The organism is Spirulina major PCC 6313, assembly GCF_001890765.1.
In the GTDB taxonomy this organism is placed as follows: Bacteria; Cyanobacteriota; Cyanobacteriia; order Cyanobacteriales; family Spirulinaceae; genus Spirulina; species Spirulina major.
Genome location: NZ_KV878783.1, coordinates 3847050 through 3868005, shown reverse-complemented (window position 1 = coordinate 3868005; position 20956 = coordinate 3847050). Strand labels below are relative to the sequence as shown.

The window sequence follows — 20956 nt, the reverse complement described above, 5'->3', positions numbered from 1 at the left end:
CTGGCTAATTTTTTCAGTCAACTAGCTCATACCCAGTCATAAAACCCATAAAATATCAGAAAACTTGATGGCGATTTCAAAAAAAATTTGTTTGGTCGGAGATTTTAGTGTTGGAAAAACGAGTCTAATTCGACGGTTTGTCGATGATCAATTTAGTGATGAATATCTGTCCACCGTGGGGGTAAAGCTCTCGCGGAAGCTAGTCGAAGTAGATGCCACTGCCGACAATGCTGCCCGTCAAGTGGAACTCTTGATTTGGGACATTGAAGGGCAAACCCAATTTAAAGCGATCGCCCCAAGCTATCTCCAAGGGGCCAAAGGCGCGATTATCGTTGCCGATGTCAAGCGCGATGACACCCTCGTTCATCTCCAAAACCATGTCGATCTTTTCGTCAAGATCAACCCAAAAGGAACCATCATCATTGCCCTCAACAAAGCCGATTTGGTGACTCCCACTCTCCTGGCAACTCTTCTGGATAAGTATGCACTGCAACGGCATAATCCGCGTGTGATTGACACCTACGCCACCTCTGCGAAAACCGGTCAAGCTGTGAATGTGATTTTTAAACAATTAGCCACTGCAATCTTAGCTGATCCATGATGCTCTTTCTCTAGCCAATCCTATCTCCATTTATGGACTACTTGATTTGTGATGCTGACTGGAAAATTCAAGAGCTTTCTCTCGATCTACACGATCTACTCAGTGAAGAGATTCAACCCCGTCTCAATGGTGATATTCGGAATGTTTTACCCGAATTAATTGGATTAGAAGAATTGATGATCACGATTATTCAGGGAGAATGCTCCCATTTTGAAATCGAAGGTATCCAACGAGCCTCTCGATATTTTGACCTGTCCCTGATGCCCTATCCCCAGGCCACAATTCCCCAGTTACTGGTGATGGTGTGTGATACCACCGAAAAAATGATTCTGAAGCAGGAACTTGGTCAGGTGGCGAAAGAGGCTGAGCTTGCTCTCTATCGGTTGTCGAGGGCCAAAAGCTATATTGATCAAGTGATGCAGGTGATCAGTGATGTGCTGATTGTGACGAATACGGCCGGACGGATGAAGTATGTGAACAAGGCCACCGAAGAATTGTTTGGCTGGACGGCGGCTGAATTACTTCATCAACCGTTGACCATCCTTTTTGCGGATTTTCCGAGGGTGATTACGGGTCAGAAGGCCCGCAGTGAATTTCCGGCGTGGTTGTTGGGGCGGGATGTGGAGGTGATCTGTGTGACGCGGCGGGGGGAGCGTTTAATGGTGGCGTTTTCCTGTACACAGTTAAGGATGGGTCATTCGGTGGCACCGGAATATGTCTGCGTTGGGCGGGATGTGACATTGCGGAAACGGACGGAGGCGCGGATGGTGCGTCAGAGCCAGCACGATCGCCTCTTGGGGGAGATCACGCGCAATATTCGCCAATCGCTGGAGTTGGATCAGGTGTTGCAGACGACGGTGCAGATGGTGCAGCAGTTGCTCCATTGCGATCGCGTCTTTATCCTGAAAGCGGAGAATCATATTCAGGGCAAAGTGTTGCACATGGCCTGCCTCGATTGCCAGGATAATTACATCGGCCATCGCTATCGTCTCCATTGGCACAACTCCCATCTCACCCTTCAAGCCCTGCATTGTGATGACCTCGCGCCTCCAATTCCCTGGGAAGAGCAAGATCTCATTTTTACCCTCTTTAACCAATCTCAATTTTGGGGCAGTTTGGTGATCCAGCGATCGTCCAGTCCCTGGACATCAGAGGAACTGTATCTGTTGCGGCAATTGGCGGATCAGGTGTCGATTGCCATTGATCAAGCGGAATTGTATCGACAGTTGCAGCAGGCCAATGAGGCCTTGCAAGCTCAGGCGGATTCGGATGCGTTGACGCAGTTGGCGAATCGGCGGGCGTTTGAGGCGCATTTACGCCGAGAATGGCAATTGGCGATCCGGGAATCTACGTCGCTCTCGATTATTTTTGCCGATGTGGACTATTTCAAGGCGTATAACGATTATTACGGTCATCCAGAGGGCGATCGCTGTCTGGTCAAAATTGCCCACATGCTACGCAAGTCCGTTCAACGACCGGCGGATGTGGTGGCGCGTTACGGCGGCGAAGAATTTATTGTGTTGTTGCCGAATACCCAGAAAGAAGGATTAATGCATCTGATGGAAAACATTCGACAGGCCATTTCTAATCTTCAAATTCCCCATGTGCGTTCTCCCATTACAGACCATGTTACCCTCAGTCTGGGGGGGGCAACGGAGCAGCCTAAACCCTACAGCGACTCCCAAGCGTTAATTTTGCACGCTGACCAAGCCCTCTATGCTGCCAAGTCCCATGGTCGAAACTGTGCAGTGCTTTGGTCATCCATCTGCTAACCCATCTATGAATGTTTTTGATCAGACATTGATTGTGCCGCCCCATATTTGCTATGTCGTGTTTGATGGGGCTGGGCAGATTGTTAATCATTCTCCGACGGCGAGTTTAGATCATTGGCGGGATATCTCTGTGCCGCTGCTGCACACGGATATTCGGGATCATTTTCCGGAACTGTATGGGTGCGAAGATGTGTTTATGGCGATCGCTGTCAACGAGATGCCCCATTTCGCCCTCAACGGGATCACGCGCACCACTGCTGACGGTCAAAATCTCTATTTAGATCTCCATGTTCAGGCAACCCCCAGCACCGCCGCCGCTGACCCCTATTTGATTCTTTTTATTGAGAATGTCTCGGAAAAAATGCACCTTGAACAGGTGTTAGTGCAGAGTACCAATGAGTCGAACTTGCTCCTCAATGCTTTAACGGCTTCAAAAAACTACATTGATCGGATCGTGACGGCGATCGCGGATGCTCTGATTGTCACCACACCTGATCAGACGATTAAAACCATTAACCACGCCACCGAAATTCTCTTTGGCTACACCCAAGCCGAACTGATTGATCAGCCCCTGTCACGATTAATTTTGAATGCCGATCCCCTCTTTGCCGAACTTGCCGCCGCTATTCAAACCGAGGGAGTCCTGTCGCGCAATATCGAAGTGGAATGCCAAACCAAACAGGGCGCTAAACTCAACGTAGCGTTTTCCTGTTCCTTGATTCAAACCGAAGCCCAAGGGGAATCGGATCACCGCCTCACCCAAGATATTGTCTACATTGGCCGCGACATTACCGAACGCCATCGCACCCAGCAGCGCCTCGCCGCCCAGTATGCGATCGCCCGTATCCTCTCCGAATCCATCTCCCTCGAAGTCGCCACCCACCGCATTCTCCAAGCGATCGGCGAAAACCTCAACTGGGATGTGGGGGAATTTTGGATTCCCTACACCACAGACGAACGCAAACCCATCGCCCAAGACCTTGAACACACCACCTGGGATCAAGATGGGAACCCCTGCCCTGCCCCCGTCCCCCGGCTACAGCGAGTTGATTTTTGGGCAGAGTCCAGCCCGAACACCTCGTTTCAATCCTTTTTACAGGGCAGGGTGTTGGTGGACAATGCCGAAGGCATTGGGTTTGTCGGGCGCGTCTGGTCCGCCGGTCGCCCTCAATGGATCACAACCCTGCAAACCGATCCAGACTTTGGGGCGCAATCCCTCATCGTGCAGTCCGGCTTGAATACCGCCTTAGCCTTTCCGCTACAGAGTGGCAGTGAAATGTTGGGGGTGATGACCTTTTTTCGGCGGGAACATCTCCCCCCGGATCACAACTTGCTGCAAATGATGGGAGCTACGGGTAACCAACTCGGACAATTCATTAAACGCAAGGAAGCCGAAATCGCCCTGCACCAACAACAGGAAAAAACGGAACATTTACTCTTGAGCATTTTGCCTCAAGCGATCGCCGAACGCCTCAAAGCCCAGATCACCACCATCGCCGACAGCTTTGAAGAAGTCACCGTCCTCTTTGCCGATCTCGTCGGCTTTACCCAACTCGCCGCCAACCTCCCCCCCATTGAACTCGTCGAACAACTCAACGTCATTTTTTCAGAATTTGATGCCTTGAGTGCCAAATACGGTGTCGAAAAAATCAAAACCATTGGCGATGCCTACATGATGGTGGCCGGACTCCCCACCCCCCGTGGCGATCATGTGGAAGTGATCGCCACCGTCGCCCTCGAAATGCAAACAATTATTAAACGCATTAACCAGACCACCCCGAAACATTTTGACCTCCGCATTGGCATGAATACCGGGTCTGTAGTGGCGGGAGTGATCGGGACAACAAAATTTAGTTATGATCTGTGGGGCGATACCGTCAATATCGCCAGCCGCATGGAATCCCAAGGCTTACCGGGTCACATTCAAGTCACCGAAACCATCTATCATCGGCTCAAAAATCAATATATTCTCAGCCCACGGGGTGTGATTCCGATCAAAGGAAAAGGCCAAATGAATACCTATTTACTCCATGATCACCGCCCCCCTGCAAACTCTGAACCCGCCTAAAATCCCCCCAACCCTTAACTATTATTGACATTTAAGACCCCTAAAATTAGCTAGGCTGAACCTATATGCATTCAAGGTCTTAATCATGCGCTCAGGTCTTATTCCTTCTCTTTCTCGCCTGAATTGGCCCGCCCTCATTTTATTTACCCTCGGCTTTTGGTTGAGCGGCAGCTTACTCCTCGATGGTGTTGTCATTCCTAGTCTTTATGTCTCTGGCATGATGATGCAAAGCGATTTCGCCAGTGCGGGGTATGTTCTCTTTGAAGCCTTCAATCATCTGGAACTGATTTGCGCAGCCTGTGTCTTCACTGCTTGCCTAGCTCTCTGGTCAAGCCATAGCCTCACCCAGCATCAAGAACGGTTATTTGTGGTGACGGCAGGGGTGTTGTTTGCGATCGCCCTCCTCTACACCTACGGTCTCACCCCCCTCCTTAGCAGCGTCGGCATCCACCTCGATTGGCTCGCCCCCACCGCCAACCCCTTCTCCGGCTCGATGCTCACCATGCAACTCAGCTACTGGGGTTTAGAAGTGATCAAATTCATCGCCGGGTTCAGCCTCGTCCGCTGGTGTTACCGCGAAATGATGCACCACACCTAACCCGCAATCCCCTTTCAAACATCAAGGCGGCCGAGTTCACCCCCGGCCGCCTTCACTGTTTGCAATGATAGCCCTAGCCAGATTCGTGAGCACAGGCAAGGAGCTTAAGCCCCTTGTTTCGAGAGAGTTTGGAGGCCCTAAGCACGTTGACCTCTGCTATAAATTCAGCACAAATGTTCAGCCTTGTCCAACTGTCCTAACAATCACGACCAAGATCATGGCGATCCCAATTTGGCCAGAAATACCGCGCTACGATAGAACCACGCAATCCAGGTTAGATCATGGTTTTTAGCGAATCCTTTACCCCTTTGCCCGATCACACGCAACTGCCCTGTGAGGACGGTACATTCGTGAAGAATTTTCAGGAACATCCCCAAAGTATCTTGTTAACGGAATCGATTCGTCCTGTCCTCGATCGCGTCCATCCCGATGGTCACTATTGCATCGGTCAAGACAGCGGCATTTATTGGCGAATCACAGACCCACCCCAGCGGGGAGCCGAAGCCCCCGACTGGTTTTATGTGGCGAATGTCCCGCCAACCTTAGACGGCCAAGCCCGTCGTTCCTATGTGCTGTGGCAAGAGATTATGCCGCCGGTGATTGTGATTGAGTTTGTGTCCGGGACGGGAGCAGAGGAGCGGGACAAGACACCTTGGACGGGGAAATTTTGGGTCTATGAAACCGCAATTCGCCCGGCCTATTACGCGATCTATGAAGTCAAAAAGGCTCAGGTCGAGGTGTATCAATTGGTATCTAATCGCTACCGCCTGATGCCAGCCAATCCAAGCGGACGTTTTCCCATTGAAGAATTGGAGGTGGAATTGGGCATTTGGCCGGGCATTTACCAAAATATGGATTTGCCCTGGTTGCGCTGGTGGGATGCCACGGGTAACCTGCTGCTCCATGGTGAGGAACAGGCGAAACAAGCAGAGGCTAAGGCGAAACAAGCAGAGGCTAAGGCTGAACAGGCAGAGGCTAAGGCTGAACAAGAGCGCCAAAAGAATGAGCAACTGATGGCGAAGTTACGAATGTAAAGCGTAAAGCCCCCGTTTTCCAAACGGGGGATATAAGCGAAGGGCTGAATTTATTCAGCCGTGATACCGAGGTATCATAGCAACCATGAAAACGCTCAAGTTCAAGCTCTACCAGCATAAGCGGAATAGATACCTCAAGCGGACAATCAATGCCGCAGGGCGTATCTACAACCATTGTGTTGCCCTCCACAAACGGTACTACCGAATGTGGGGCAAGCACTTGAACTGCGCCCGACTGCAAAAACACATCGCCAAGCTTCGGAAACGGAACCCCTGGTGGTTGCAGGTGGGTTCTCAAGCCGTACAGGATATCTGCCAACGAATTGAGAAAGCCTATCAACTGTTCTTCAAACACAAAGATAGAAGCGTTCGACCGCCCAACTTCAAGAAAACCCGAAAATACAAATCCTTCACCCTCAAGCAAGCTGGGTACAAATTCCTCGGTGGCAACCGGGTCAGGATTGGGAACAAAGTCTATCAATATTGGAACTCTCGCCCCATTGAGGGCAAGGTCAAGACCGTGACGATTAAACGAACTCCCTTGGGAGAACTGTTCATGATTGTCACGGTAGATACCCTGTCAGAACCCCAAGTCAAAACCGAGACAGGTAACATTGCTGGTTTTGATTTTGGACTTAAGACGTTTCTGACCTGTTCTGAGGGATTCAAGATTGATGCCCCCTTGTTCTTCAAGCAGTCACTTAACTCGGTTCGCAAAGCGAGTCGAGAGTTGTCCCGTAAGCAAAAGGGTTCAGCCCATCGAGAACGTGCCCGATTAAACTTAGCCCGCAAGCATGAAGATATTGCCCATCGACGGCGGGACTGGTTTTGGAAGTTAGCCCATCAACTGACGAATCAGTTTGATGTGCTGTGTTTTGAAACCTTGAACCTCAAGGCGATGCAGGGGCTTTGGGGGCGTAAGGTGAGTGATTTGGCGTTTCGGGAGTTTCTGCAAATCCTGGAGTGGGTGGCGACGAAGAAGGGGAAGCGGGTGATCTATGTTGACCGCTGGTTCCCTTCGAGCAAGACTGTTTCAAGTTGTGGTCATATTTTGGAGCATCTGGATTTAGAGACTCGCCATTGGCGGTGTCCCAGTTGCTCGGCAGAGAATGACCGGGATGAGAATGCGGCGATGAATATTAAAGTGGCTGGGGCTTCAGCCATTGGGTTAGGTGATGTCAGACAGGCGTTGCCTGCTATTGCTGTTTGATCCCAGAATCCCCCGTTTTCTAAACGGGGGAGTAAGTCAAGAGCATTGGGGGTTGATCCGGAGAGTTTGGCGTAACGTTGGCCGGTGGGGGCGCGATCGCTCCCATCGGTATCCCCATGCCCTACGCCGGGTGATGCCCTTGCCTGTTTATGAATCCAATGGGATTGCTATCGCCAGTATAAGAAGATGAAATGGTTGTTGCAGGGTTAGTTTTCGATCTTAATTGCGCTTTCGTGCCAGTGTTTGAGGAGGGCGTTGGAGAGGATTGTTAAGAGGACGAAGATGCCGACACCGGCGAGGGTGATTAATAAGAGGGCGGCGAACATGCGGGGGATTTGGAGGTTGTAGCTGGACATGAGGATTTGATAGGCGAGGCCCGCTTTTGCGCCGCCGGTTCCGGCGACAAATTCGGCCACCACTGCACCGATCAGGGAGAGGCCGCCGCTGATTTTGAGGCCGCCGAGGAAGTAGGGGAGGGCGCTGGGGAGGCGGAGATACCAGAGGGTTTGCCAGCGGGAGGCGTTGTAGAGTTTGAAGAGGTTGGCGAGGTTGTGATCGACGCTGTTGAGGCCGAGGGTGGTGTTGGAGACGATGGGGAAGAAGGCGACAATCCAGGCGCAGACGACTAATGCGCCGAAGGTGTTATTGCGCATCCACATGATGATTAGGGGGGCGATCGCAGCGATCGGGGTCGTTTGTAAAATGACGGCGTAGGGGAAAAAGCTGCGTTCAATCCATTTACTTTGGGAAAACACCACCGCGATGAACAAACCCGACACGACCGCCGCTAGGAATGCACAGATCGTAATTTGTAAGGTAATCAGCAGGGAGGGCAGGAGTGTGCTCCATTCTTCCCCTAGGGTTTGCAGTACCAAGAGGGGGCCGGGCAGGAGGTAGGGGGGCAGGCCGGTGATGCGGACGAAGAGTTCCCAGGCGACGAGAATGCAGATCCCGACGACGATTGGCGCGAGGACTTCGGGCGATCGCAGCCGTTGCCATGCGGTCGGGTCTGAAGTCTGCATCAATCGGGGGGCCGGGGTGGGCGTGGGGCGGGGGGCTGTTTTTTGAGAAGTGGGCATGGTTAGAGAATCTCGGCATCCTGCATCGCGGTGTGTAGTTGGGCCGCTACGGCGCGGCAATGGTTGATGTATTCCGGGGAGGTGCGAAAGTCTTCATCGCGGGGGTAGGGGGCATCGATGGGGATTTCGGCATGGATGCGACCGGGACGGGGAGCCATCACCACCACCCGCTGCGAGAGATACACCGCTTCGTAAATATTGTGGGTGACAAACACCACTGTCCAGCGTTTTTGTTGCCAAAGATGAAGCAGATCGCTGTTGAGCTTGCTGCGGGTCATCTCATCAAGGGCCCCGAAGGGTTCATCCATGAGCAGGACTTGGGGCGTTGTGACGAGCGATCGCGCAATTGACACCCGCATCCGCATCCCCCCCGATAATTCCCGTGGATAGGCCGACTCAAACCCCGCCAACCCCACGAGATTAATCACATCCTGGGCGGTGGCGCGGGCTTGGTTCGGTTTGGTTTTGTTCAGGGTCAAGGGCAGGCGCACATTGTCGAGCACCGTCGCCCAAGGCATCAGCGCCGCATCCTGAAAGACAAAGGCTAAATCCTGGGCTTGTTCGGGCCGATCCCAGTGAATGTTACCCGTCGAGGGTTGGCCCAATCCGGCAATCAATCGCAAAATCGTACTCTTGCCGCAGCCCGACGCGCCCACAAGGCTGACAAATTCACCAGGGGCGATCGCTAAATTCGCATCTTGAAGGGCGATCGTGCCATTGCGGTACACCTTCCCGACCTGCTGCAATGCCAGCACCCTGTTGGACGTTGTTGAAATCATCACATCACTACATTATTGAGTTCAAAATTATCTCGTTCAAAAAACACAGAAATCCAACCCCAAACGCCTCCAATGATTGAGGGCGATCGCTTCATCTAACCCAACGGTTTACCAATGAAATCCAAGGTAAACGCCTGGGTATAGTCCGTATCGGCTTTAAACACCCCCGCCTCGACCATGAACTCAAAAAAGTTCTGCCAGCGTTCGGCGGTCATCACGCCAATACCTTGTTCAAGAGCATCCCCCGACAGCAAAATACCATGCTCTTTCAGCTTGGCAATCCCGTAGGCAATCTGTTCACTCGACATCTCCGGATTCGCTTCCTGAATCAGTGCATTTCCCGGTTCTGGATTCTCCAGATAGCTATACCAGCCTTTAATCGAGGCATCCACAAACCGCTGCACCAGATCCGGATTACTCTCGACAATCTCGCGCCGGGTTTCAATCGTGGTGGCATAGGGGTTATAGCCCGAATCCGCCAAGAGCAACACCACCGGCTCAAAACCTCCTTCTTGCTCAATTTTGAGGGGTTCTGAGGATAAATAGCCCTGCTGTGCCACATTTTTATCCGCTAAAAAGGGGCCAACGGTGAAGTTATAGGGGCGTTTTTGGTCATCGGTAAACCCATATTTAGACTTCAAAAAGGGCCAATAGGTATTATTCGCCGCCGCCGACACATAGATCGGTCGCCCCTGCAAATCGGCCAGGGACTCAATCCCCTGATCGGGATGGGCGATCAGGACTTGGGGGTCTTTTTGGAACATGGCGGCGACGGTGATTTTCGGAATCCCTTCTTCTACGCCTTTGATCACATCCGTGGCATAGCCCATGAAAAAGTCCAGGGTTCCGGACATCAGCAACTGCGTACCGTTGGTTTGGGGGCCACCCATCTGGATCGTGACATCAAGGCCGTGTTCTTCGTAAATGCCCGTGGCCACGGCTTGATAAAATCCCCCATGTTCGGCTTGGGCGTACCAATTCGTACCGTAGGTGACTTGATCGAGGGTTTTGGTGGCCGGGGCATCGGAAGCCGCGGGGTCGGGGGATTGGCCACAGGATGTCATCATACCGGAGGCGATCACCAGGGAGCTATATTGAAGAAACTGACGGCGTTTGAGGCTACTCATAGGGCGAATTGGGGAGCAAGAACGAAACAATATCGAAATAATATACAGTGACCAAAACGAAGTAACAGACTGAAACTGTGGTGAGATGCTTGATCCCAGAGCGGCGTTGTTGGTTCTAGACTATTTTAATGGTTGCTTTGATGGAGGGGGAAATGAGGCGGGGTGTGGGGAACATCTTCAGCCGAGCGGGTCTGGTGTGGGTGATTCGGCCCACAGAGTATCCGCCAAAATTCTTAACGATTCATGGAGGAGAGCGAGATATTTGGTGGTTACGGTTAGAATGAGTACGACTTGCCTACTGATGAACATTTTGAGGAGTATATGGCAATGCGTTTACAGTCTCTCTTTTTAACCTTGGGTCTTGCTAGTGCTGGGATGGCAGCGATCGCACCCTCTGCCGCTGCTCAGGTGAGCACCGACACCATGACCGGTGCAGTGTATGAGTTGGCCGACAATCACGGGGACGGCATCAGCACCGATCCCAGCTACTATGATCCCTTGTCCGCGCTCAATTTACTCTATGACCTGGAAGAGGATGGGTTGACCCGCAGCGGGTTTATCTGCAACAACAACCCCAGCATGGATTGCGGCGGCGAAATGTATGAAGTCCCTGAAGATCACATGATTCCGATGCCGGACTACATGAAGGACGACCTCACCAGCATGCAATGTATGAACAATGTTGACCCCACCTGTGGCAATCCGCGCCACTATGGGGTGTTCTACACCGATGCCCCCGAAATGCTACCCCCCCTCGAAGAGCGTACCGCTGCGTTGTGGGCCCAGTTGGAAGAATCCTTAAACGATCGCTCCTCTACCACCGTGACACCGTTGCCCCCCACCAGCCCCGCTCCGGCTCCGGCTGCGGCTCCCATTCCTGGCTTGTGGTAAGCGCCCCCTGTTTGTGGGAGAGACTCGCCTAGAACCTGAGCGCGACCCACTCCCAATCAACCATTACGCGACGGGGATGTAGTGTAACACTGCATCCCCGTTGACTATGGCCAGCGCCAAACGGGAAGGTTCCCTGCTAGAATCATTGCCTGCCTGTCGTGACGTGACCTAATTCGTAATGCTAACGCTGTGGAAATCCGTTGTGAGCGACCCGAAGCGATCGCAGTTTATCGCCCTGATGCTGTTCGTGGCCCTGGGACTGGTGGGCATTTTGAACCATGCAATGTGGCGCGATGAACTGAATGTGTGGTTGATTGTGCGGGATAGTGGGTCACTGGCGGATTTTTTAGCCAACGTGAAATATGAGGGACATCCGCTGCTCTGGTATTTGAGTTTGGCGGTGTTGAACCAATTCACGGATAACCCCGTGGTGATGCAGCTTTATCATCTCGCTTTGGGGATTGGGTCGATGGTGTTGCTGTGGCGGGCGGCTCCCTTTGCGCCCTGGCAAAAGCTGCTGCTGATGTTTGGTTATTATCCGTTTTATGAATATTTGCTGATCAGTCGCAACTATGCGATCGGGATGCTCTTTCTGTTCAGTTTTTGTGTGGCCTGGCCGACGCGCCGCCGCACCTATGCCTGGGTGGGGCTGTTTATTGCGTTGATGGCCAATGGCAACGCCTATGCGTTTTTTATCGGTTTTGCCCTGTTGGTGACCTTGGCGGTGGAATGGCTGAGTGATCCTAAGATTCGCGCCCAGAGCCGCATCGGGAATCTCGTGGGCAGTGGGGCGATCGCAATCCTCGGTCTCGCCAGTGCCGCCTATGTGCTGATTCCGCCAGCGGACAGTGCCCTCCAAGGGGGATTGAGCCGCTGGTTTTTTCAATGGGATTGGCATCACTTGGGGCGATCGCTCTCCCGGATTTGGAGTGCCTATATTGTGGTGCTGATTCCGGACGATCCTAAGGTGTTGGACGGGGTTTTGTTTGGAATTATTTCCCTAGGGCTATTGGGCTTTTTTGCGATCGCCCTCCTCAAACGTCCCGTTGCCCTCTTTTTCTACCTCTTCGCCTCCTTGGAAATCGTCACGTTCACCTATGTGAAATTCCTCGGTTCCCTCCGCCATTACGGCAGTTTATATTTAGTGTTAATCGCCGCTCTTTGGATTGCTGCTGACTGCACCCCCAGACCCTTAGCAAAACTGCCGTTTAACGTTCCCCTCACAACCCTTTATGAACGGGTTAAATCCCTTCAAAAACCCGTTTTCACCGTCATCCTCACCGCCCAATTGGTGGCAGGACTGATCGCCTACACCCGCGACTACATCACCCCCTTCTCCGCCAGCAAAGCCACCACAACCTACATCCAACAGGAAAATCTTAATACGCTGTTTATGGTGGGCAGTCGTGACGCGAATATGGCCCCCATTTGCGGCTATTTAAACCGGAAAATGTACTATCCCGAACGCGGCGAATTGGGCAGTTTTACCCTTTTTAATTCTCAACGTACCGAGGCAACCCCTGATCTCATTTTGGATCACGTTACCCAACTGCTCAAGGCTGGTAAACCCGAATTACTCCTCGTTCTCAATGCCCCCCTAGCGGCCACCCGTCCGCAGTTAGCGATCGCGCCCCTCTCCGAATTTCACCACGGTTTAATTTGGGATGAACATTATTTCCTCTACCGCGTCAAGCTCGCCCGTGCCGCCACTCGCCTCGGCCCTGGGCGGACTGGGTGATCTGGCAACACTGGGCGATCGCAACGTTCGGATCTCGCCCTGAAGATTAATCCGATCGCACCACTTCCAACAGGCCAAGGGTTTGTTGAAGGCTGACCAGATCACCCGTGGCGGTGAAGAGGTCGATCGCGGTTTGGAGATCAGCGATCGCCTTTTGTTGTTCGCCGAGATGGTAATAGGCCAAGCCCCGCCCCCCGTAGGCACGGGCAAATTGGTCATCTTGGGTAATGGCAACGGAAAAATCCGTGAGGGCATCCCGGTAGCGTTCTAGTTCGGTGTAGGTTAAGCCCCGGTGATAGTAGGCATCGGTGAGGGTGGGATCAAGTTGGATCGCTCGGTTTAAGTCGGTGACGGCTTTGGTGAATTGGGCTTGTTCGAGGTAGGCTTTGCCCCGTTCTTGATAGGCGATCGCATTATCGGGATCACGCTGCAACGCCTCGTTAAAACTCTCCATCGCCACCTCCACATTCCCCAGAGCAATCCAGGCCATACCCCGCTGATGGTAGGCGCGGAGTTGTTGGGGATCTTGGCGCAGGACTTCGTTAAAGTCCGCGATCGCCCCCAAAAAATCCCCCGCGGCCTGCTTCGTCGTGCCCCGTTGCAACAGGTCAGCTTGGGTTAAATTCGGCAACTGCTCCAAATCCGTTAAAATTTGTCGCGCCGACTGCACCGCCTCAAAATCCTGATCCGCCAGGGCTAGCTGTAACCCCCGTTCAAAATCAGCGATCGCGCCGCTGAAATCTCCCGTCGCCCGTCGTACATAGCCCCGATTAAAATACGCCACTGCCACATCGGGAGCAAGGCTCAAGGCGCGATCAAAATCCGCTAACGCCGGTTCATACTGCCGTAACCAAAAATGCGACGTGCCCCGATACAGATAGGCCGTGGCATTTTCCGGTTCAATTCGCAGCACTGCCGCGAAATCGGCGATCGCTTGGGCGTAGTCTTCCATGTGAATCCAGATCATGCCGCGACTCTGGTAAGCGCGGGCATTGTTCGGGCTGCTGCGAATCGCCTCGTTGAGGGCTTCGAGCATCATCGGGTCGTAGTGGGCGATCTGGATTGGGGCAGTGGGGAGAGTGGCGGCGGCGTTCACCGTGGGGCTGGGTTGGGGTGACCGTTTCGCGATCGCCTCAGAACCGATTAACAAACAGGCTGCCGTACCAAGAGTGAGGAGAATTGATTTCATGCTCAGTCGCAAACAAAATAAGTGCATGGGGCCATTTTAGAATTGGAAAGCGTCGGGTTGGGGAGACTCTCCCTGGCTGTGATGATTGCCCTTGTCCCTGGAACGTTCCCCCATGCTGCAAATTGCTCAGTATCCGATCGTGAAAGATTTGGTGTTCCTCGGTGGGGGCCATAGTCACGCGATCGCCCTCAAATACCTGGCGATGAATGCGATCGCGGGCCTGCAAATCACCCTGATTTCCGACTGCATCGATACCCCCTATTCCGGGATGCTGCCGGGTCATGTTGCTGGCTTCTACGACCATGACACCGCCCATATTGACCTCTACAGCCTCGCCCAGCGGGCCGGAGCGCGGTTTTATCACGGGCGAGCGATCGGGCTGGATCTAGCGCATCACCAGATCCTCTGTGCAGACCGTCCCCCTGTCCGGTTTGATCTGCTCTCCATTGACATTGGCAGCACCCCCCAAACCGCTACCGTTCCCGGTGCAGCCGACCACGCCATCCCCGCCAAACCTGTCCCCCGATTCCTCACTGCCTGGCACGCCCTCCTTGACGCAATCCGCCGCCAACCGGAAAAACAGTGGCAACTGGTGATCGTGGGGGGCGGTGCGGGTGGGGTGGAATTGGCGATTAATGTGGATGCGCGGTTGCGGCACATTCTCCCCACCACCCAGTTTCAGATTACGGTGATCCATCGGGGCGATCGCATCATGACCGGCCATCATTCCCGCGTCGCGCAACAGGTGACCCAGGTGCTAAAAGAGCGACGGATTCAGGTGCATTGTGGTGAAACGGTGGTGGAGGTGGAGCGGCAGCGGGTGCGCTGTGCATCGGGGTTAACGGTGGACTGCGATCGCACCATCTGGGTCACCCAAGCCGCCCCCCCGGATTGGATCAGCGCGTCGGGACTGCACACCGATGAGCGCGGCTTTATCCTCGTTTACGACACCTTGCAAAGCCTCTCCCATCCCCAGGTGTTCGCCGCCGGAGACATTGCTGCGATCGCCCGCCATCCCCGCCCCAAAGCCGGGGTGTTCGCCGTCCGTCAGGGGTTGCCCTTGGTGCAAAATTTACGCCGCGCCCTCCAAGGGGAACCCCTCAAGCCCTACAACCCCCAAAAAACCTATCTCGCCCTGATTGGCACGGGAGATCGGCAGGCGATCGCGTCTTGGGGGCCGCTCAGTGGGCGATCGCCCTGGCTCTGGCGTTGGAAAGACCGCATCGATCGCGCCTTCATGGCTCAATTCCGCGACCTGCCCCCGATGCTGTCCCCCCCGAAAACCGCCCTACCGCTCCCCCCACAACACCCCACCATGTACTGCTCCGGCTGCGGCTCCAAAGTGGGCGCAACGGTGCTACAAACCGCACTGCAACGCCTCAAGATCCCGCCCCATCCAGCGGTACTCGTGGGCCTCCACAGCCCCGATGATGCCGCCATTAGCCGCCTCCCCCCCAAAGCCCACCTCGTCCAAACCCTCGACCACTTCACCAGCCCGATCGCTGACCCCTACCAATTCGGCAAAATTATGGTGAACCATTGCCTCAGTGATCTGTGGGCGATGGGAGCCACGCCGCAAACAGTGCTGGCCGGGGTGACGATCCCGTACGGAGTGGCTGTGGTGACGACGGAAACCCTCTATCAAGTTCTAGCCGGAGTCGTAGCGGCCCTCAAACCCACCGGGGCGACCTTGGTGGGGGGACATACGACGGAGGGCGATCGCCTCACCCTCAGTCTCACCAGCCAAGGCTACATCGCCCCCAATACCGCTCTCCGCAAACAGGGACTGCAAGATGGAGATGTGTTGATTCTGACGAAAGCGATCGGCACGGGAACCCTGTTTGCGGGGTGTGAACGGGGCCGAACACCCGGCCGCTGGATCGCTGCCATGGTGGACGCGATGACCCAATCCAATCAGGCCGCTGTGCCGATTGTGCGCCAATGGGGAGCGACAGCCTGCACGGATATCAGCGGCTTCGGCTTGGTGGGGCATCTACTAGAAATGCTAGAGCACAGTGACCTCGGCGTGATGCTGAATGGGGCGGCAATTCCCTGCCTAGAGGGGGCACAACAGACGATCAACCAAGGTCTGACCAGTTCGCTCCAGGGTCAAAACCTCGCGGTGGCTGCTCAGATTGCCGGATCACCGACGGCTCCGATTTATCCCCTCCTCTTTGATCCCCAAACGGCGGGGGGCTTGTTGGTGGCGATCCCTCGCGATCGCGCTTCGGACTGTCTCGCGGCCCTACGTCATGCTGGGTATGATGATGCGGGTGCGATCGCGCAAGTCGTGCCCCGCGCTGAACTCACCGCCCCGATCCAACTCATCTAATCCCTGTCCGTTGACTCTGTCCGCCAATATGCTGAAAATCCCCTTCAAAAAAACAAATATTGTTATGTACCTCCCGAACGCTGGGCAGACTGATTATAGTAGTGTTGTATTTTGGCTAACCCAAGCGAAGCGTGACGGAGAGAATGCATGAACACCGCAACCTTAATTAACCGGAGTTTGAGCAACCGCACGGGTCAAGGGATGCTCGTGATCTTAGATGCGGCTGTTCCCCATCGCTCGCACCTCGAAGCCGGGCTGCTGCCCGGTGCAACCCTCCTCACCCTCGATCGCGATCGCGACGGCATCGCCCAAATCACAGACTATCTCCACACCCATTCCGGGTTCCGCAGTCTCCACCTGATCAGCCACGGCGCACCGGGCCGCCTCTACCTCGGCTCAACCCGCCTCGATCGTGACAGTCTCCCTACCTATCGCGATGCGCTGGCCACTTGGCGCGGGGCATTTTCGGATCGCTTTGAATTGCTCCTCTACGGCTGCCAAGTGGGGTACGGCGCGATTGGGCAAAAGTTTGTGGATGCGTTAGGGATGGTGACAGGTGCGATCGCAGCCGCCAACCCCACCTACACCGGTTCATCTCATCTCGGCGGGACTTGGAACCTCTCCACCCAAACCGCCCCCATTCAATCTGCGATCGCGATCGCCCCCGCCACCCAAACCACCTATCCCGCCCTGCTCGCCACCTACACCGCCTCCAACGCCGCCCAACTGATCGCCGCGATCAACACCGCAAACAGCACCCTAGGCATCCTCGACACCATCGAGTTGACCGCCGGTAGCACCTTTGACCTCACCAGCGCTGCCTTCACCGATTTCAATGGCTTTGGTTTTGGCCCCACCGGCTTACCTCTGATCACAGATGCTGGTGGTGGGTTAATCATTAGAGGCACTGGCACCGGCAGTAGCCGCAGCAAGATTCAACGTACCGGCAGCACCAATTTTCGGATTTTTACCGTTTATGACGATGCTGTCGTGCGATCCAGTTCCACTCCGACCTTAACCCTTGAAAATGTGATTGTTTCGGGGGGACGTGCCGTATATGATGCCAATTTTGGTTTGAGTGATGATGGGGCTGGCATTCTCAATGTTGGTGGGAATGTTCTCATCAAAAACTCCTCTATTCAAGGCAATACCGCCGATGATGATGGGGGTGGCATCCTCAACGCCAGCACTAATCAAAACGGCGCAATTCTTACTATTGAAGATAGTGAAGTCACGAATAACACCGTCACAGGATCAGGGTCAGGGAATGATGGCCTTGATGACGGGGGAGCAGGGATTGCCAGCGATTCCAGCGCCAGTAGTGGAGGCCAGGCCGCTTCATTAACATTAACGAACGTAACGGTTACTGGTAACACCGCAACGACAGGCAGTGGCGGCGGAATTCAGGTCGCTGATGGGGGATCACTCTCCCTGGAGCAGGTGTCAATTACAGGCAATAATAGCGCCAATTTTGGGGCAGGGATTGCCTTTGGGGATACTAACGTTCCCATCACCATTACTAAAATTGTTAACTCGACGATCAAAGATAACGCCGGTAATGGTCAAGATATTCAATCCTCATTTCATGCGAGTGGGATTGGAGTTGCACCGGCAATTCCCTCCGGAGCCAATTTGGTGGGAAATGATATTCCCGCAACAGCGACGGCAACTTCTGGTTCTAACATTCCTGGCATTCCCGAAAATCCGGTTAATCCTACGGTGTTAGTCAATCGCACCGATAACAGTAGCTCAACACGGATTAATGATGGTGACACGATTACGATTACGGTAGAAGCCGGTGCAACGCTACTTCCCTTCGCGTTTCGGATTCGTAATGGTGGACAAAATGACCTTGACCTGACAACACTTCCCACCTCGTCTAACAACACTGACTTCATATTTACCCTTGACACTCCCGCGTTTTTAGACCCGCTCCCCGGCACTAACACGGTAGCGAATGGAGGATTTGAAGACTACAGTGTTTTACTGAGTGGAAGTGCTACAGCGGCTGATGTGGGGAAATCCTACTCTACCGATATTACGTTTACAGTCAATGATCCAGCAAACGTAAATGGCCTGGAATCAGGAACATCGGATGGGATTTTTAATTTCACCTTGATTACGCAAGTGGTTGAAGGCCCTGTGGTTGAGTCATTCTTGAGTTTTGATTCGACAAACAAGGTCTTTACAACCGGTGCTGGGGATGGAAATAACGTTAAACTGACGGTTGCGAAGGCACCAGCAGGCAGCTTAATTAATGATCTTAAAATCACCTATTTAGATGCTGCCGGAAATGTGGATAGTCAACTGTTTTCGGTGCTGACGCAAGGTGAATTACCCAATGGCTTTAGTGCAGGCTTGCAGACATTTATCTTAGACAATGTGAATAATGCGAGCTTTGTCGGCGGTGAGCAATTCATGATTGAAGTGAATGGTGCAAGTTATGCGACTCAGGTTTCTAGGAGTAACAGTGTCTTTAACCTAACCTTTGATAGCAACAGTGACGGTGTTTTTAACGATTTTGACTTGCAGCTTCAGATTGAACAGGTTAATGAATTGATTCCGCGTGGGGTAGGAACTACACAGGCGAATGGGTTAGAGGTGATTGATCTCTTAAGTGTTGGGGGCAATCGCACGGCGACGTTTAATTTGTTCCGGGAGGCGACGTTTAATAATACGGTGGGGCTGTATCGGATTGATGATGCGTCGGGGGCGGTGAATGGTTTGTTGCCGGGGGCGGCGGGCTATGCGCGGGCGGCGATTGAGAATCGGGTGTCGGGGATTAATTTGGCGGTGGGCAATGGGGCGACGGCGATCGCAAGCGGCAATTTAACCGGTGGGGCATTGTATGCGCCGTTTATTATTGTGGATTCGAGTGTGGATGCCTTCCTGTCCGGAAGTGGGGGTCAAGCCTACTTTAGTTATGCGTCAGCGAATGCGGATGGGGCGGATCATGTAATCTTGCTGGGGAATAATACCTTTGGGTTTGAGGATCTGGTTGGGGGCGGCGATCGCGACTTTAACGACCTGATTTTCCAAGTGGATATCGTCTAAGATGGGGCAGTCCGAAACACCAATTCCCCATTCCGGAAGACCAAGAGATCAATGCTCAACGGCCCGGCGGTGTAGGTGTCTGTGCTGACCACAGCTTGAATCTGTTCAAAGGGTTGGCGCGTATTTTCGAGCCATTCGACGAAGCTGGCAAAGGTGCGCACAGAGCCGTCACCAATTTGAATATCGCCAATCACCCCCGAACGCCTCGCCCGGAATTGGGCAGCAGCGAGGAGGGTATCGAGTCGGGCGCGGACTTGGGGGGTGGTCATCTCATCCGAATCGACGGAGACGGTGGCGATCACCTGTTTAGCGACAAAAATTTGTTGATTGGGGACGGCATCGGCAAAGACGAGGACGGCTTCTTCTTGTTCGACAAAATTGCCCGCTGAGAGGATGCGCACCACATAGTCTTGTCCGTCTTGGATTTGGGCAGCGAGTTGGTTGACTTGGGCTTGGCTGATCTGGACGACGCGATCGCTCACCGTGTCGCTATTAAACGGGCGGGTCGCTTCGATCGCCCGCCGATTCGCTTGGCTGAGGAGTTGATCGATGGCGAGATAGGCACTATTGGGGTCTACAATGCGCAGCACCGCATAGCTGAGGACTTCACCCCGCACGAGGGCAACATTGCCCTGGCGCAGGGCTTGGTAGTCTTGGTAGAACTGTTCTAGGGTGGCGACTTCTTCGCGGAGAAAGTTGAGTTGTCGGGTCAGGTCGTCGAGGGTGGCTTCGCGATCGCTCACCACCTGATCCCGTTGGGCAATTTCACTATCAAGATCCTGAATCATCCCGTCGCGGCGGCTAATTTCGGACTGGAGGCGGCTCTGTTGAGCTTGGAGGGCGCGAAACTGAATCGCCCGTTGGCGCAGGACTTGGTCTTGGCTGGCGATGCGATCGTCGCGATCGCGCACCTGTTGCTGGAGGCGGGGAATCTGACCGAGGAGGCGTTCTCGTTGGGTCCGCAGAATCTCCACTTCCGTACTCAGGCGTTTCGCCTGGGCCCTCATACTCGCATAGCGACGCTGCACCTCACGGAAACTGCGTTCGGTGCGATTCCGTTCTCGCTTTGCATTTTCCAGTTCATCGGTAATACTAGCCCGTTCCGCACTAAGGCCATTGAGGTTACTTTGGGCAATCCGCAGTTGCCGCCGGATTGCGTCGAGGCGAAACACGCCATCCCGCAACGATTCGCTGAGGACAAACAGGATAATCAGGCTCAGGGCTGAAATGGAAACCCCGGTGATCACGGTGATGACCGTGGCTGTATTGCGAGGGCGGAGCTTAAACAGACGCAGGCGAGCTTTACCAACTTTCGTACCGATACGATCGCCCAATACTGCCAGAACCCCTCCCAACAGCAAAATGGCGACAATAAGGACGTAAGCACTGGTCATTCTGAATGCGATTCACAACAGGGATAGGATGCACTGATACCCTACCAAACAATCATCGTTTTAGCGGATTTTCAGGGATTGCGATCGCCG

Annotated in this window: 14 protein-coding genes and 2 pseudogenes; 11 read left to right on the top strand and 5 right to left on the bottom strand. The window is 53.8% G+C overall.

Features of this window, described 5'->3' with window-relative positions; genetic code table 11:
* Positions 1-67 precede the first annotated feature (67 nt).
* The 7 genes and pseudogenes from SPI6313_RS17110 (at position 68) to SPI6313_RS17085 (ending at position 7283) form a co-directional block, all read left to right on the top strand.
* Complete coding sequence (locus tag SPI6313_RS17110; RefSeq protein WP_072622081.1) at positions 68-601, top strand: Rab family GTPase; 534 nt, start codon at positions 68-70, stop codon at positions 599-601.
* A 32-nt stretch (positions 602-633) separates the two neighbouring features.
* Complete coding sequence (locus tag SPI6313_RS17105; protein ID WP_072622080.1) at positions 634-2373, top strand: diguanylate cyclase domain-containing protein; 1740 nt, start codon at positions 634-636, stop codon at positions 2371-2373.
* A pseudogene (locus SPI6313_RS25425) lies at positions 2318-3739 on the top strand (PAS domain S-box protein); the annotation flags it as partial. The gene SPI6313_RS17105 and the pseudogene SPI6313_RS25425, both read left to right, overlap by 56 nt.
* 15 nt (positions 3740-3754) lie before the next feature.
* Positions 3755-4441, top strand: a pseudogene (locus tag SPI6313_RS25420) (adenylate/guanylate cyclase domain-containing protein); the annotation flags it as partial.
* 85 nt (positions 4442-4526) lie between these two features.
* Entirely contained in the window at positions 4527-5039 is a 513-nt protein-coding gene (locus SPI6313_RS17095) for a hypothetical protein (protein WP_072622078.1), read from the top strand.
* A gap of 281 nt (positions 5040-5320) precedes the next feature.
* Entirely contained in the window at positions 5321-6073 is a 753-nt protein-coding gene (locus SPI6313_RS17090) for a Uma2 family endonuclease (protein ID WP_072622077.1), read from the top strand.
* A gap of 85 nt (positions 6074-6158) precedes the next feature.
* Positions 6159-7283 carry an RNA-guided endonuclease InsQ/TnpB family protein gene (locus tag SPI6313_RS17085; protein ID WP_072622076.1) on the top strand — a complete coding sequence of 375 codons (1125 nt, stop codon included), beginning with the start codon at positions 6159-6161 and terminating at the stop codon, positions 7281-7283.
* Between the two features lie 206 nt (positions 7284-7489).
* Here SPI6313_RS17085 and SPI6313_RS17080 read toward each other — a convergent pair whose 3' ends face one another.
* The 3 genes from SPI6313_RS17080 to SPI6313_RS17070 form a co-directional block, all read right to left on the bottom strand.
* On the bottom strand, positions 7490-8305 hold the full coding sequence (locus tag SPI6313_RS17080; RefSeq protein WP_072623201.1) for an ABC transporter permease subunit: 816 nt from the start codon (positions 8303-8305) through the stop codon (positions 7490-7492).
* Positions 8306-8364: 59 nt separating this feature from the next.
* Positions 8365-9141, bottom strand: a complete 777-nt coding sequence (locus SPI6313_RS17075) for an ABC transporter ATP-binding protein (protein ID WP_072622075.1) — start codon at positions 9139-9141, stop codon at positions 8365-8367.
* A 95-nt stretch (positions 9142-9236) separates the two neighbouring features.
* Complete coding sequence (locus tag SPI6313_RS17070) at positions 9237-10268, bottom strand: ABC transporter substrate-binding protein (RefSeq protein ID WP_072622074.1); 1032 nt, start codon at positions 10266-10268, stop codon at positions 9237-9239.
* Between the two features lie 327 nt (positions 10269-10595).
* On the opposite strand from SPI6313_RS17070, the gene SPI6313_RS17065 reads away from it, so the two are divergent.
* Positions 10596-11159 carry a hypothetical protein gene (locus SPI6313_RS17065; RefSeq protein WP_072622073.1) on the top strand — a complete coding sequence of 188 codons (564 nt, stop codon included), beginning with the start codon at positions 10596-10598 and terminating at the stop codon, positions 11157-11159.
* A gap of 178 nt (positions 11160-11337) precedes the next feature.
* On the top strand, positions 11338-12897 hold the full coding sequence (locus SPI6313_RS17060) for a hypothetical protein (protein WP_072622072.1): 1560 nt from the start codon (positions 11338-11340) through the stop codon (positions 12895-12897).
* A gap of 46 nt (positions 12898-12943) precedes the next feature.
* Here the strand turns inward: SPI6313_RS17060 and SPI6313_RS17055 are convergent, their stop codons facing one another.
* Positions 12944-14113 (bottom strand): tetratricopeptide repeat protein, encoded by a 1170-nt coding sequence (locus SPI6313_RS17055; protein ID WP_084669084.1) that lies wholly within the window; start codon positions 14111-14113, stop codon positions 12944-12946.
* A gap of 85 nt (positions 14114-14198) precedes the next feature.
* Between SPI6313_RS17055 and selD the strand changes: the two genes are divergently transcribed.
* Positions 14199-16418, top strand: coding sequence for a selenide, water dikinase SelD (selD, locus tag SPI6313_RS17050; protein WP_072622070.1), 2220 nt, complete (start codon positions 14199-14201; stop codon positions 16416-16418).
* Positions 16419-16565: 147 nt separating this feature from the next.
* Entirely contained in the window at positions 16566-19472 is a 2907-nt protein-coding gene (locus SPI6313_RS17045; protein WP_072622069.1) for a DUF4347 domain-containing protein, read from the top strand.
* Here the strand turns inward: SPI6313_RS17045 and SPI6313_RS17040 are convergent.
* On the bottom strand, positions 19469-20866 hold the full coding sequence (locus SPI6313_RS17040; protein ID WP_072622068.1) for a DUF3084 domain-containing protein: 1398 nt from the start codon (positions 20864-20866) through the stop codon (positions 19469-19471). The genes SPI6313_RS17045 and SPI6313_RS17040 overlap by 4 nt on opposite strands.
* Positions 20867-20956: the final 90 nt, after the last annotated feature.

Excerpts from the sequence above, each read along its gene's own strand:
- SPI6313_RS17110 (WP_072622081.1), top strand. The coding sequence starts at position 68 with ATGGCGATTTCAAAAAAAATTTGTTTGGTCGGAGATTTTAGTGTTGGA.
- SPI6313_RS17105 (WP_072622080.1), top strand. The coding sequence starts at position 634 with ATGGACTACTTGATTTGTGATGCTGACTGGAAAATTCAAGAGCTTTCT.
- SPI6313_RS17095 (WP_072622078.1), top strand. The coding sequence starts at position 4,527 with ATGCGCTCAGGTCTTATTCCTTCTCTTTCTCGCCTGAATTGGCCCGCC.
- SPI6313_RS17090 (WP_072622077.1), top strand. The coding sequence starts at position 5,321 with ATGGTTTTTAGCGAATCCTTTACCCCTTTGCCCGATCACACGCAACTG.
- SPI6313_RS17085 (WP_072622076.1), top strand. The coding sequence starts at position 6,159 with ATGAAAACGCTCAAGTTCAAGCTCTACCAGCATAAGCGGAATAGATAC.
- SPI6313_RS17080 (WP_072623201.1), bottom strand. The coding sequence starts at position 8,305 with ATGCAGACTTCAGACCCGACCGCATGGCAACGGCTGCGATCGCCCGAA.
- SPI6313_RS17075 (WP_072622075.1), bottom strand. The coding sequence starts at position 9,141 with ATGATTTCAACAACGTCCAACAGGGTGCTGGCATTGCAGCAGGTCGGG.
- SPI6313_RS17070 (WP_072622074.1), bottom strand. The coding sequence starts at position 10,268 with ATGAGTAGCCTCAAACGCCGTCAGTTTCTTCAATATAGCTCCCTGGTG.
- SPI6313_RS17065 (WP_072622073.1), top strand. The coding sequence starts at position 10,596 with ATGCGTTTACAGTCTCTCTTTTTAACCTTGGGTCTTGCTAGTGCTGGG.
- SPI6313_RS17060 (WP_072622072.1), top strand. The coding sequence starts at position 11,338 with ATGCTAACGCTGTGGAAATCCGTTGTGAGCGACCCGAAGCGATCGCAG.
- SPI6313_RS17055 (WP_084669084.1), bottom strand. The coding sequence starts at position 14,113 with ATGCACTTATTTTGTTTGCGACTGAGCATGAAATCAATTCTCCTCACT.
- selD (WP_072622070.1), top strand. The coding sequence starts at position 14,199 with ATGCTGCAAATTGCTCAGTATCCGATCGTGAAAGATTTGGTGTTCCTC.
- SPI6313_RS17045 (WP_072622069.1), top strand. The coding sequence starts at position 16,566 with ATGAACACCGCAACCTTAATTAACCGGAGTTTGAGCAACCGCACGGGT.
- SPI6313_RS17040 (WP_072622068.1), bottom strand. The coding sequence starts at position 20,866 with ATGACCAGTGCTTACGTCCTTATTGTCGCCATTTTGCTGTTGGGAGGG.